The organism is Rhodococcus sp. C26F, assembly GCF_053345925.1.
Genome location: NZ_JBKFBA010000074.1, coordinates 1 through 12,328, shown reverse-complemented (window position 1 = coordinate 12,328; position 12,328 = coordinate 1). Strand labels below are relative to the sequence as shown.

The 12,328-nt window shown below is 63.9% G+C and carries 11 protein-coding genes and 1 pseudogene; 8 read left to right on the top strand and 4 right to left on the bottom strand.

Translation table 11 applies throughout. The features are described from left to right. Positions 1-65 precede the first annotated feature (65 nt). The 4 genes and pseudogenes from ACLBYD_RS29705 (at position 66) to ACLBYD_RS29690 (ending at position 3,042) form a co-directional block, all read left to right on the top strand. Positions 66-515 carry a hypothetical protein gene (locus ACLBYD_RS29705; protein WP_447819256.1) on the top strand — a complete coding sequence of 150 codons (450 nt, stop codon included), beginning with the start codon at positions 66-68 and terminating at the stop codon, positions 513-515. Beyond that, on the top strand, positions 512-817 hold the full coding sequence (locus tag ACLBYD_RS29700; protein ID WP_447819255.1) for a transcriptional regulator: 306 nt from the start codon (positions 512-514) through the stop codon (positions 815-817). The genes ACLBYD_RS29705 and ACLBYD_RS29700 overlap by 4 nt, the downstream gene beginning before the upstream one ends. 760 nt (positions 818-1,577) lie before the next feature. Next, positions 1,578-2,462 (top strand): annotated as a pseudogene (locus ACLBYD_RS29695) (MFS transporter); the annotation flags it as partial. Between the two features lie 157 nt (positions 2,463-2,619). After that, on the top strand, positions 2,620-3,042 hold the full coding sequence (locus ACLBYD_RS29690) for a carboxypeptidase-like regulatory domain-containing protein (protein ID WP_447819257.1): 423 nt from the start codon (positions 2,620-2,622) through the stop codon (positions 3,040-3,042). A gap of 889 nt (positions 3,043-3,931) precedes the next feature. Here ACLBYD_RS29690 and ACLBYD_RS29685 read toward each other — a convergent pair. From ACLBYD_RS29685 to aztA, 4 genes are all read right to left on the bottom strand, one after another. Then, on the bottom strand, positions 3,932-4,738 hold the full coding sequence (locus ACLBYD_RS29685) for an SDR family NAD(P)-dependent oxidoreductase (RefSeq protein WP_447819254.1): 807 nt from the start codon (positions 4,736-4,738) through the stop codon (positions 3,932-3,934). Between the two features lie 249 nt (positions 4,739-4,987). Further along, entirely contained in the window at positions 4,988-5,224 is a 237-nt protein-coding gene (locus tag ACLBYD_RS29680; protein WP_447819253.1) for a hypothetical protein, read from the bottom strand. Between the two features lie 87 nt (positions 5,225-5,311). Then, a complete protein-coding gene (locus tag ACLBYD_RS29675; protein ID WP_447819252.1) occupies positions 5,312-6,034 on the bottom strand; it encodes an 8-oxoguanine DNA glycosylase OGG fold protein in 723 nt (240 codons plus the stop codon). A gap of 894 nt (positions 6,035-6,928) precedes the next feature. After that, positions 6,929-7,558, bottom strand: coding sequence for a zinc ABC transporter ATP-binding protein AztA (aztA, locus tag ACLBYD_RS29670; RefSeq protein ID WP_447819251.1), 630 nt, complete (start codon positions 7,556-7,558; stop codon positions 6,929-6,931). 55 nt (positions 7,559-7,613) lie between these two features. On the opposite strand from aztA, the gene aztB reads away from it, so the two are divergent. The 4 genes from aztB to aztD all read left to right on the top strand — a co-directional run bounded on the left by aztB (position 7,614) and on the right by aztD (position 11,935). Beyond that, the gene (gene aztB, locus ACLBYD_RS29665) at positions 7,614-8,516 is read left to right on the top strand and encodes a zinc ABC transporter permease AztB (RefSeq protein WP_447819250.1); all 903 of its coding nucleotides are present in this window, start codon (positions 7,614-7,616) and stop codon (positions 8,514-8,516) included. 206 nt (positions 8,517-8,722) lie between these two features. After that, positions 8,723-9,799: an ABC transporter gene (locus ACLBYD_RS29660; protein WP_447819249.1), complete on the top strand. Its 1,077-nt coding sequence runs from the start codon at positions 8,723-8,725 to the stop codon at positions 9,797-9,799. Beyond that, complete coding sequence (gene aztC / locus ACLBYD_RS29655; protein ID WP_447819248.1) at positions 9,796-10,710, top strand: zinc ABC transporter substrate-binding protein AztC; 915 nt, start codon at positions 9,796-9,798, stop codon at positions 10,708-10,710. The genes ACLBYD_RS29660 and aztC overlap by 4 nt, the downstream gene beginning before the upstream one ends. Positions 10,711-10,735: 25 nt before the next feature. Then, positions 10,736-11,935: a zinc metallochaperone AztD gene (gene aztD, locus ACLBYD_RS29650; protein ID WP_447819247.1), complete on the top strand. Its 1,200-nt coding sequence runs from the start codon at positions 10,736-10,738 to the stop codon at positions 11,933-11,935. Positions 11,936-12,328: the final 393 nt, after the last annotated feature.

The following is a 12,328-nucleotide window of genomic DNA, read 5'->3' as shown; positions in this document are numbered from 1 at the left end:
TTGGGAAAGTAGGAGATAATCTACTTTCCCAACCGGCAAGTAGACTGCAGGAAGCAGGCACCGTTGTGAACCATGAACGTGACGAAGCCCTCGACGCATTGCGGGAAATCCACGCACGCAGAACCCAGATTCTCGACGCGGCCCGACCGGCCCAACTGCCCCGGCCCTATCTGCTCACAACCGCCATGGCGTTTACCGCGGTAGGAATCAGCACCGACCTGACCGTCCCACTACGCCCGATCGTGCAACTGGCCGCCCTCCTATGCCTGCTGGTGGCAGCAACCACCCTCACCCGCGGCGCACCCGCGCGACCGCATCGCACCGAAATGCGCACCTTCCCGCAAGTAACCACCGGAGTCGTCGTGCTGGCCGTCGGCGCCCTCGCCGGCACAGTCGCCTTCCGAGCGGGCATCCCCTGGCCCGGATCACTCGGCGGATTGGCCGCCGCGATGAGCTGGTGGGCGTTGGCACCGCTGGCCCACCGGCACTCCCTCCGCCCAGGGGATCGTGCATGAACACCCCCGCCGCGCAACCGGACGGATTCAACGAGCTGATCCATGCCCCCACACGCCTGTCGCTGATGTCCCTACTCGCACCCACCGAATGGACCGAATTCGCATACCTACGCGACACTCTTCATCTCAGCGACTCAGCGCTGAGCAAACAGTTGACCATCCTCCAGCACGTCGGCTACGTACACGTTCAACGGGAACGCCACGGAGCCAGCCGCCGAGTCACGGCATCGCTCACCCCACTCGGACGCAGAGCGTTCACCGACCACGTCGCCGCCTTGCGTGCCCTGCTCGACCTTCACTGACCCGAAACGTCGATACCTCGCCCGATCTGTGCCTGGGACGGTTCGACGCACTCGATATTCTCGATACGCCGTTCAGCGTTCCCGTTACGACGATGCGGAGATCGTTGCTTTCGATGTCCGCCGCCCTGGAGAGTCTCTCCGACCTCCCGAGTGCACGTCGTGCCGGTTATGTGTGCACATACTTACCTCCGCCGTAAAGCGGCCTTACGTCAACCCACGACGCGCCATCCGTGGTCCAACCGAGAAACACGCGGCGCACGAGATAGGCCTTGAGTCCGCATCGTTCGGGCGGAGACTCTCGGACGCTCCGGTACCTGCCGTCCTCGAGGTCGATTCCGGCCACCGCCTCAGCAGTGAATAATCGAATCCGCGCCGGCGACCTCCGATGCCAGCTGCGGATCCGGTCGGCGTAGACAGTTGCGGACGGCACAAGCTTGCCGAGGCGCTTGCGCTCGAGGATCTGCGAACGGGTGAAGACAGCGAAGTACCAACCACGACCGACGTGAAGATTACAGTCCTGTTTATCAGCCACCTTGCTGCTAAACACTTTTCAGACTATCCGTCTTCACCAGGCTCGACAGTTCCACGTGAACAGCTACGGACTCGAGTGCTCGGCCATCGAGCCACCAATCCGCCACCCAGTCGACGTGTGGAGGCCAGGCCGGAGCCGGCCTGACCCCCGTCGGTCCAGTGCCACGATCGAACCGGCCTGCTGACAAACCAACGCCCCCGGCCGGTCACCGGCAACAGCGGGGCCCGAATGAGGACCAGCGGTGCGCTCGCCGAGGGCATGTCCACTGCTTCGCGGACACGCGAACAACTCCTGGGCTCAGAGACTGGCACTGGTGCTCTCAGCGGCACTGGTATGCCTGCTGCTGCCGATCTCCAAGGGCAACACCTGGGATGGGACCAGCCGCTGACCCTCGGCCTGTTTGCCTCGTCGGTGCTGCTGTTCGCGATCTGGACGCCGCTGGAGCTGCGCGTCAACGAGCCCCTGGTCGACCTGCGCACCCGTGCGCAACGACCGGTGCTGATGACCAACCTCACCTCCATCTTTGCCGGGACGGCGATGTTCGTGAACATGCTGGTCACCGTCCAGGTGCTCCAGCAGCCCAGCGCCAGCGGCACCGGATTCGATCTGGGCGTCAGCGCTGCCGGTCTGGCGATGGTGCCCTCGGGTCTGGCGATGGTGGCCATGTCACCGCTGTCCGGGTGGCTGCTGAGCCGATGGGGCGGGCGCATGGTGCTCCTGTCCGGCGCGGCGCTCATGGCACTGGCCTACGCCGGCCGCCTCGTCTACGCCGAGTCCGTGACCGCGGTCGTCATCGGCTCGACCTTGGTCGGGATCGGCACCGCACTGGCCTTCGCCGCAATGCCGACACTGATCATGTCCTCGGTGCCGATCACCAAGACCGCATCGGCCAACGGCCTGAACTCGCTGGTGCGCTCGGTCGGCACCTCACTGGCCAGCACCCTGGTCGCGGTCATCATGGCGACCCACCAGGTCGAGATCGCCGGTACGTTCTACGCCACCGACACGGCCTTCCAGCTCGTACTCGGCCTCGGCGCCCTGGCAGCAGCGACCTGCGCCGCGGTGGCGGCCCTGATCCCCAGAGACCGCCGCACCCACCACGAACTGGAACTCGCCCGCGCCCAAGGCCACGAGAAACACGAAGCGGTCGTGCGAGGCCAGATCCGGCTGACCCGCTCCGACAACAACGCCCGCGGGATGATGCTGGTATCAGTGCTCGACATGCACGGCGAACAACTGGACTGGAGCCCGGCCGACAACGACGGCCGCTATGCGGTGGTGCTACCCGGCCCGGGCACCGTCCGCCACCGTGATCGACTTCGCCGGCGGCGAGATCGTCCAAGACATCACCCTCGACGACGAGCTCACCGTCTCCGGCACCGTCACCTGCGACGGCCGGCTCGCCCCCGGTGCACTGGTTGCGCTCAGCGAGGCGATGGGAAAACACATCGACTCCACCCACTGCGACGACCGCGGCCGCTACTCCTTCCAGCTGCCGCCGACCGGTCGCTATGTATTGATCGCGTACGACTCCCCCACCGGGCGCGCCCACGCCCGCAAGGTGTCGTTGACCATCGAGTCGCAGGTCGTCGACATCGCCATCCCACTCGGCAGCACCAACCGGTCGGCTGATCGCCGTGACTCCGAGGCAGTCACGGGGTTGCCCTGGGATGCACCGGCGACGCACACATGAACAACCCGACTGCGACTGAACTCAGCGCCGACATCTGCGAGAGCATCTGAAAGCTCAGTGAGCGTCGGCGCGTGGCAGCTGAGATGCGGTGAACTCCTGGTAGGTCAGTGAGTGCTCACATCCCTGCCCTACCAGGAGCTCACTTGCCAGCTTCACCTATCGCGCTGCGCCCGTCATGCCTCACCCGCCGCCAGATCGATCGACTCCCGTACGCGGTGTAGCCGTCATCGTCGGTGACCGACGCACAATGGGCACCGTTCGAGCCCCTGCTCCCACCTTTCGAAAACACTGAAGGTCGAGGTGGACGCCCCGATTGTGTCACCCAATCGTGCAGCAGTCTCGACCGTGCCTGGCCGACCAGATCTTCAGCGGTGTGCGCGACGACGTCTCTCGTCCGAGGTATCAGACTGTCCGAGACGATCAGGTCACGCGTCTCCACGCCGGGACCGCGTTGCCGGCTCGACCGCATCGACATCGTCGACGTCGGCCGTTTTTCCGGTCAACGCTAGAACCACCATCGCGAGATCACGCGCGGTCACCTCCTCAGCCGACGAACCGACTGATTCACGTTGAGTGGAACGAACCATGACACCTCCTGACAGAAAACCGATCCGGGCACAGAATCAGCAGCCACATACGGACAGAATTCACCGCCCCCACGCACCGACACGGGCGGACGCAGTGACCCGACATCATCGGTCGGCACCGGAACACTTTTTGTATTGTCGTTCAATATCGAGGATACCGTCGGACTACGGCGCCGGTGATCCCCCATCCGTCAGGAGACCTGACGAATCCGGTTGGATCATGGGGAAACTCGAAGTCCGAGAGCTGTCACGGAAACACTCTCGGGTATGCACATGGGGAACCATCCGTGCCTCATTCGTGCTCACATATGTGATCCGCCGTCGATGCGGACTTCGGTTCCGGTAATGAAATACGCGTCGGGAGAGCCGAGCATCGCCACGACAGAGGCCACCGAATCCGGGCCGGCGAAGATTGCGCCGTCCGCTAACGGCACAGCCGGTGAAATCTTGGTGAAGAGAGTGAAGTCCGCGTCTGCAGGCAGCCCGGGTCCTGTGCTCTGTCCGGCTTCACCGCTGCCGTCGGCCATACCCGACGAGATCGAACCCGGCTGTACCGCATTGAAGCGAATGCCCTGCTTACTGAATTCCATAGCCAGAGCGTGGGTCATCGCCTGGATGCCACCCTTGGACGCGGCATACGCGGACATGTACGGATGGGCGAACATCGCAGACGTCGAGCTGAAGTTGACTACGGCTGGACCGGTTCCCTTCCTCAACGCTGCGATCGACTCCCGTGTGACCAGGAAGGTTCCCACGAGATTGATCCGAAGAATCTGCTCGAACTCGGCAAGTGTCGTCTGCTCGAAATGAGACGAACGCAGCACACCGGCTGCGTTGATCAAGGTGTCGAGGCCACCGAGGCGCTCTATCGCTTCGGCGACACCGTTACGCACCGATTCCTCATCTCCGACATCCAGCACGATGGTACTCAGCCGGCGTCCGAGATCGGAAGCCCTAGCCGTAGTGTCCCGCAAGCCCTCTTCGCTGATATCGGCCGCAACGACGCTTCCACCCTCATCGAGGATACGCAGCACACTTGCCTGACCGATACCGGAACCGCCGCCGGTAATCAGGACGCGACGACCGTCGTAACGCTGAAGATGCGCCATTCGGATGAACCCCATTCTCGAAGTACCGCTTTGACGCTACGCGCAGCGTCCAGCATCAAGGATGACTTCCGCGGTCCCGAGTCGGTCCCGGACCTCCCACTCAGCGGATGCTTCTTTCCCCTCCATCTCCCCTACCATGCGGCGAGCGTCAGGATCGCTCTCCGCTGAACTGAGGCCGCGGTCCTCACCAGTACTGGTTCGGGGGAGGATTGGCGCACTTACGTATCTACGCAACACCTATCGCGGCAATCAATACTCGGTGCCACCGCAGTTGGCGTCGGCGCAGGCCACCGTCACCCGGGTGCTCGGATCGGAGGTCATCGACATCGTCGCCGCCTCCCCGATCACCATCGCGCGGCACCGCCTGGCACCGGACGGAGCCGGGGTCATGGTCCGCGAGCACGGAACGTCCATGTGCTCGAACAGGCGGCGGTGGCCACGGTTGGCACCGGTGGCCGCCGCACCGCCGCAAAGAACGGATCCCATCAGGACCCGAGGCGATCGCCGCAGCACACAAGCTCCGCACCAGCCACTGGGTCCACATCGCGTAACGTCCCTGCCGGCTCGCACAGGTCAGGAACTGATCGAATGGTCGAACAACCACCGTTCGAACAGATCCAGGCGCACATTGCCTGCCTCATGCGCCCACCGAGCGAGCAGAGAGCAGTACCGCTGGTACGTCACCGCCGGCCAACCCGTTTCGGGATGCAAGGAGGTCCACCCGATCTCAACCAGGGCGGCCGCAACGCGGCTGTCGAGAATCAACGAGGGGTGATCCGGTGCACCGGCCCCGGCGAAGTACAGGTACTTCGTGAAGAACGCCGGGCCGAGATGGGAAACCACGGGGGCGCCCTGCGGGTAGAGGGTGTCGTAGGCACTTTCGGGGTCCCGGTGGGACAGTTGTGCGGCCGTGCGCAACGCCAGCGCGGCAACAGAGCGATCCCGGGCAACCGAATCCATCCGGTTGAGAATCTGTCGCACCTTCCCGCCCGCGCCCCACGCGAGGGTGTGCCACAGCAGAGCGAGGGTATCGGTGGGAGAACCCGACGACGCGGCCGCGAGCGCGAAGATGTCCCCGCGGGTGATGATGCCCCTGCCGTGGTCGACACGTTGCCCGGTGCTGTCCCGTCCGACGACGGGCCCTCCGGGAAGGCCACGCTCGTGCAGGGCCTCATTCCACCAGGTCAGATTGACGGTTACCGGGTGATCGAGGATGACCTGGCGGGGATGAGCGGATTTCACCCATGCCAAGCATGCCTCAGGTGGTTCGACGGTGCTCAGATCGGTCGGTGCCATGGCCTGATCCTGCCCGATCACCACAGTGGAATACCGGAAACGGTGTGTGAGGGCCCGGCCTGGCCCAAGAGGAGATGTCCGTGCCTGATACGACGGAAGCTCTGGGCGAGACGATCATTGACCCCCGGCGGCCGGGGAGACCATCGATCAGAGCGAACTCGCGGAGCGTTTGCTCGCCGCCAGGCGAGGCATTTGCGTGGCCGATTGTTGAGACGATCCTCCACTGCGCGCAACGTCTCGCCGTCATGAACGGACAGGTCGGTTCCGTTGGGAAGCATTGCCGCAGAGAATCATTGGAGTTCCCCTTCGTGCCACGCAACCCGGTGAGGTCGGATGCGCAAAGTGGACGACTCCGGCGAACAGATGCCCGACCCAGATCATGACGTGCCATCTTCGCCCCTTGGTCTCAGGTCATAGTCCAGGCATGCTCCAACTCGTCCGGCCAACGCCAACCCGATCGGCTCCAAGATTCCGGTCAGCAGCGGAGTGCGCCGAGCATATGCCGAGGTCAGTCCGCCGCTCTGTTCGGCGAAGGTCCGTCGGCTGCACTTCCCCGTTCGGGCGCAAGAATCTACACACCCGAAGGATGGGGCGGCTGGGACGGTTCCGACCGCGGTGAGGGCGCAGTCGTACCGGCTGTGACCCCGCAGCGACCTGTTCCCGCAGGCTGAACACGGGGCATCCTGCGTCATTGCGGATTCTCCTACGACCATCCCGTCCCGTTCGGCCAACCCATCGAGGATACGTCGCCTCGACGGATCGACAAGTGCCGCGAATACCTCGATCATAGCCTCAGGATGCTGCTTCTCGCTCGAATAGCGAACGGCTCCTGAGGAAGAGAAATCGAGGTCCAGTCCCGAACCTTCGATCCGTTGCGAAATCCAACCCGTCGTTTCAGGCAACCACTACGTGTCCGGAGTCGAGTCGAAGCACACGATCTGCAGCAGCGATTGATTCGTCGTCGTGGGTAACGCAAGCAACTGCCACTCTCTTGCGAGTCGCATGCTCGGCAAGGAGTTCGCGTGTGCGTTGGCGACTGGCCGAATCCAGTCCCGCGGCGGGTTCGTCGAGAAGCAGGATCTGCGTGTCCTGCACGATCCCCTGGGCGAGGAGAGCGCGCTGCCGTTGGCCCCCGGACAGCGCAGAAAACGGCTGCTTCTCGAAACCGACAAGGTTCACTTTCTCGATCGCCTCCGCGACAACACGGCGGGCACTCCGACGATCGAGCCGTCGCCCCCACGTTCCCATGGTGACGACATCGACCACGGTCACCGGCAAGGTGTCGGGGACGGACGGCCGCTGAACGACCAGCGCCACCTCGCCGCATCGTGAAATCTCCCCGCGGCGCGGAGTGCGGACTCCGGCCAGCAACTCGATGAGCGTCGACTTACCTGAGCCGTTGGGGCCGGCGATGGCTGTCACCGTTCCGTGAGGCAACGTGATCGAGACGCCGTGCAGAACGTCCCGTTCGTCATAGGCGTAGCTCAGAGCGTGGGCTGTCAGCGCCAGGGTGGGAGTCGTCATTCATGCGACTATAGCAATTGGTAACCATTGTCATTTCCGATTAGGCTCACGCCTCGTGTTCTGGTTCAGCGATCCCTTCAGCACCGACTTCATGGTCCGCGCCCTTCTGGGAGGCGCCCTCGTCGCAGCGATCTGCGGAGTCGTCGGCACCTGGGTCGTCATCCGCGGCATGGCCTTTCTCGGCGAAGCGATCGGGCACGGAATGTTGCCCGGGGTTGCCCTCGCGACAGTTCTGGGCTTGCCCGTGCTGGTGGGAGGAGCGATCAGCGCCGGAGCCATGAGCGCAGCGATCGGCGCCCTGCAACGACGGGGTCGTCTGTCCTACGACACCACCATCGGCCTGCTGTTCGTCGCGATGCTCTCGAGCGGCATCATCATCGTCTCGCATTCGCGTAGCTTCGCCACCGACGCGACAACCATCCTGTTCGGCGACATTCTCGCCATCCGAACCGCGGAACTACTCACACTCGCGTGCGCCCTCACGGTCACGCTCGGCATTGCAATCGCCTTCCACCGATCCTTCGTCGCGTCCGCGTTCGACCCACGCATCGCCCACACGCTGGGTCTGCGCCCGCGGCTCGCCCAGGTGATGCTGGTGACACTGGTGACCCTCGCCGTCGTCGCTTCCTATCAGGCGGTCGGCTCGCTGCTCGTCGTGGCCCTACTGCTCGGCCCGAGCGTCGCCGCCCGTCAATGGACCGGACGCATCCCCTCGACGATGCTTCTCGCCACGATGTTCGGCTTCGCAGCCGTCACCTCGGGCCTACTCGTCTCGTGGCATGAGGGAACCGCGGCCGGCGCATCAATCGCGTTCTGCGCGATCTTTCTGGCCCTGGTTTCGGCGATCACTCGCCACACACACAGTCGTTTCCGCCATCGTCGCAATTCGGATCCGGCGGGAGAGACCGTGCACCTCAAAGACGAGTCACCGGTCTCGATCGGCACCGAAACCCGTTGACCAACCAATTTTCGATCAGAAAGCCGACAATGTTTCGACGCGGGACTATGACCGCACTTGCCGTGACCACCGTTATCTCGCTGTCTTCCTGCACCGCTCAGCCGGCCGAGTCCACTCCTCCTGTACTGGAAGACCAGCAGACTATCGGTGACGGCCACGGTGCGATTGCAGGTGCGGAAGAGGTCGCCGAGCCACCCTTGCACCTGGTGAGCATCGACGCCGCGGGCGCCGTCGGGATGCTCGATCTACTCGACGGCACCACCGTGGAACTGGGCGCCATCTCCACGCCGTCCGCAGTGACCTCCGACGGACGCTATCTGTTCGCGACGACACCACAGGGCGTCGACATCGTCGACAGCGGTGTGTGGACCTGGGACCACACCGACCACTTCCACCACTACCGAGCCGAGCCGAGGTTACTCGGCGCCGTCACCGGTCAAGGCCCCGTAACGGTCTCGACCTCGAACACGTCGACCACCGGCGGGACCGGCCTGTTCTTCTCCGACACCGGTGAGGCGGTGTTACTGGACAACCACGCTCTCTCCCAAGGGGAGATACGCGAGTTGTTCCGGCTCGACATCGCACCTCATCCCGGACTGACCGTCCCCCTGGCCGGCGGGGCACTGGTCACTCATCCAGGCGATCGAGGACAGACCACGCAGGTGCGGTTCCACCGCTCCGACGGCACACCCGTCGCAGGGGCGAGCACCGAATGTGACGATGCCCGGGACGCCATCACCACCCGGGTCGGCGTCGTGATCGGTTGCGCCACCGGGGCCCTTCTCGCCACGGCGGAGAACGGTGACGTGGTCTTCGAGCATCTTCCCTATCCTGCCGATACGCAGGCGCCGCCGGCAATGGCGTTCGGCAACCGTAAAGGGCGACCGACCGTGGCCGCGCGTGCAGGCGACGAAGGCATCTGGCTGCTGGATACCCGCGCCCGCAGCTGGCACCTGATCCCGACCACCGAACCGCTTCTCCAGGTGTCCGCCGCAGACGACGCGGATGAGCACATCGTTGCTCTCGACCGAAGCGGGCGGATCCGGGTCTACGACGGCGGCTCGGGCGGTGAAGTCGCGGCAACCGAACCACTGTTACCGCGGAGCATCACGGATCCTGCACTGCTCGAAGGCGTCGAACTGATCGTCGACCGACAACGTGCATATCTCAACGCTCCCGCGGAAGGCGTCGTCTACGAGATCGCCTACGCCGACAACGCTCGGATTGCCCGCACTCTCGAGATGCCTACCACACCGATCTTCTTCACGGAGACGGGACGATGATGCGGCGAACGTATCTGGCCGGTGCGGCGATGGCAGGGATACTCGTTCTCGCAGGTTGCGGCGGCGCGAGCGGGAACGAGGACCGGCCGACAGTCGTCGTGACCACGAACATTCTCGGGGACGTCGTGGAGAACGTTGTGGGCGATGCCGCCGACGTGACCACGCTCATGAAACCTAACGCTGATCCGCACTCCTTCGAGATCTCGGCACAGGAAGCATCCCTGTTGGGTCGAGCCGATCTGGTGGTATCGAATGGGCTCGGCCTCGAAGAAGGACTCCAGCAACACCTCGATCGCGCCGCAGACGCAGGCGTGGCCACGTTCGTCGCCGGCACCGCCATCGACGTCCTGGCGTACTCCGAGGCGAACGAAGGCACACCCGATCCGCACTTCTGGACCGATCCTGCGCGTATGCGCGATGTCGTGGATGCGCTCGAAAACACGCTCGCATCGATCGACAGCATCGACACAGCGACGGTCGAGGAGAACGCCGAGCGTTACCGTGCGGAGCTTGCAGAACTCGACGCAGAGATGACCGCAGCGTTCGGCTCGGTCCCCGGACCTCGACGCAATCTGGTGACCAACCATCACGTTTTCGGTTATCTCGCCGAGCGATTCGATTTTCGGATCGTGGGTGCCATCATTCCTGGTGGCACGACACTCGCGTCCCCCAGTGCAAGTGACCTGCGCGAGCTCTCCTCCGCCATCGTCGAAACCGGCGTTCCTGCGATCTTCGCCGAGTCGTCACAACCCGACCGATTGGTCCAGGTCCTTGCCGGCGAAGTCGGCCTCGACGTGGAGGTGATCGAACTGTTCACCGAGTCGCTCACCGAACCTGGGCAGGGCGCCGAAACCTACTTGGAGATGATGCGTGCCAACACCGAACGCATCACCGCCGGACTCTCTCTCTGACATCCCTATCCCGAAAGGAAGATCGATGAGACAACGACACCTACCCGTAAGAGGAACGGTGGCGGTTGCCGTCGGCGCCGCATTATTGGCCACCGCGTGCAGCGGATCGGACGAGCACGCGGTCACAGAGACGACTCCCATGTCCCCTGCTGCCGAAGCCTCGACGGAAGGGGGCATCGCGGTCGCAATCGAGAATGAGCTCGTCGTACTCGACCGTGAGACCCTGGAGATTCTCGGCGAGTTCGACTCCGAGGAATTCACTCGTCTCAACGCGGTCGGAGACGGCCGTCATGTCCTAGTGACGACGACCGGTGGTTTCCAGGTACTCGATACCGCCACACCGGAACTGACCGATCTCGTCTTCGAAGCCGAGACTCCGGCGCACGTCGTTCGTCACCATGGCAAGACCGTCCTCTACGACGACGGCACCAGCAATACCGTCGTCTTCGACACCGACGCGTTGCTGACGAACGACAACGCGTTGCCTGCGACCCGGATGATCCCTGGCGATCAAGCTCACCATGGAGTGTCGATCGTGCTCGAGGACGGCACGCTACTCACGACCATCGGCAACGCCGACGGCCGTACCGGGGTGCGAGCACTCGACACGGATCTGAACGAGGTAGCGCGGAACGAGGAGTGTCCCGGGATCCACGGTGAAGGAACAGCGGCCGATGAGGCCGTGATCTTCGGTTGCGAGGACGGAGCGCTGCTCTATCACGACGGCGAGTTCGAGAAGCTCACCGCCCCTGACGACTACGGACGCATGGGTAACGCATACGTGTCCGAGACGAGCCCACTCGTCGTCGGCGACTACAAGAACGATCCCGACGCCGAGGGATACCTGCTGAACATGGTGGCCCTGATCGACACCTCAGCGCGTACGTACGAAGCGATCGAGTTGCCCGACGGCATCGAGTACACCTGGCGCGGTATCGCGCGCGGACCGAACGAGCAGGCCTATATTCTTGCCACAGACGGATCCATTCATGTCATGGACCCGGCCACCGGTGAAATCACCGGCAAGTACCCCGTGATCTCGCCGTGGGAGGGGCCGGCCGAATGGCAGAACCCGCACCCCGCCATCGTGGTCGACGGTGACCTCGGATACGTCACCGAACCTGCGAACAACACCGTTCACGCCGTCGATCTCACTACCGGCGAGATCGTCAGATCCACCGAACTCCCGGACCAGCCGAACGAGATTGCGGTCGCGGTAGCCTGATCGATACCACTGGGGTGGGTGCGGCCGCGCCCACCCCAGTGGTAAGTCTCATCATTGCCGGGCGAAGTAATGCTCCTCCGGACACCAAAGCCACATCTACGGTGGCGAAGGGGCACGTGACACCACATCGTGCCCCAACCGAAGCAGTGGAGTCACGTACATCCATTCAGAACCCGTCCGTTCACGAACCGACGTGGCGTGGTTGCTCTGAAGCGTCTCTACATTACGCCGCGCAGACCAGAGCAGCGCAACAGCGAGCGATGAGGTGCAACCGCAATCGGGGTTTCGGGCCGTTGTCCATGCTCCGTACTTTTCGCCGGTAGTCCGCACTCTAGTGCCGCACCCGTGAACCTTTGCCCGTTCTGGCCGACACGCCGACCGGTTGCGGCGTGT

Bases quoted from the DNA above. Each gene is read 5' to 3' on its own strand.
- aztC (WP_447819248.1), top strand. From the start codon at position 9,796: ATGATGCGGCGAACGTATCTGGCCGGTGCGGCGATGGCAGGGATACTC.
- aztD (WP_447819247.1), top strand. From the start codon at position 10,736: ATGAGACAACGACACCTACCCGTAAGAGGAACGGTGGCGGTTGCCGTC.
- ACLBYD_RS29675 (WP_447819252.1), bottom strand. From the start codon at position 6,034: ATGGCACCGACCGATCTGAGCACCGTCGAACCACCTGAGGCATGCTTG.
- ACLBYD_RS29680 (WP_447819253.1), bottom strand. From the start codon at position 5,224: ATGGGATCCGTTCTTTGCGGCGGTGCGGCGGCCACCGGTGCCAACCGT.
- ACLBYD_RS29690 (WP_447819257.1), top strand. From the start codon at position 2,620: ATGCGGTGGTGCTACCCGGCCCGGGCACCGTCCGCCACCGTGATCGAC.
- aztA (WP_447819251.1), bottom strand. From the start codon at position 7,558: ATGACGACTCCCACCCTGGCGCTGACAGCCCACGCTCTGAGCTACGCC.
- ACLBYD_RS29685 (WP_447819254.1), bottom strand. From the start codon at position 4,738: ATGGCGCATCTTCAGCGTTACGACGGTCGTCGCGTCCTGATTACCGGC.
- ACLBYD_RS29700 (WP_447819255.1), top strand. From the start codon at position 512: ATGAACACCCCCGCCGCGCAACCGGACGGATTCAACGAGCTGATCCAT.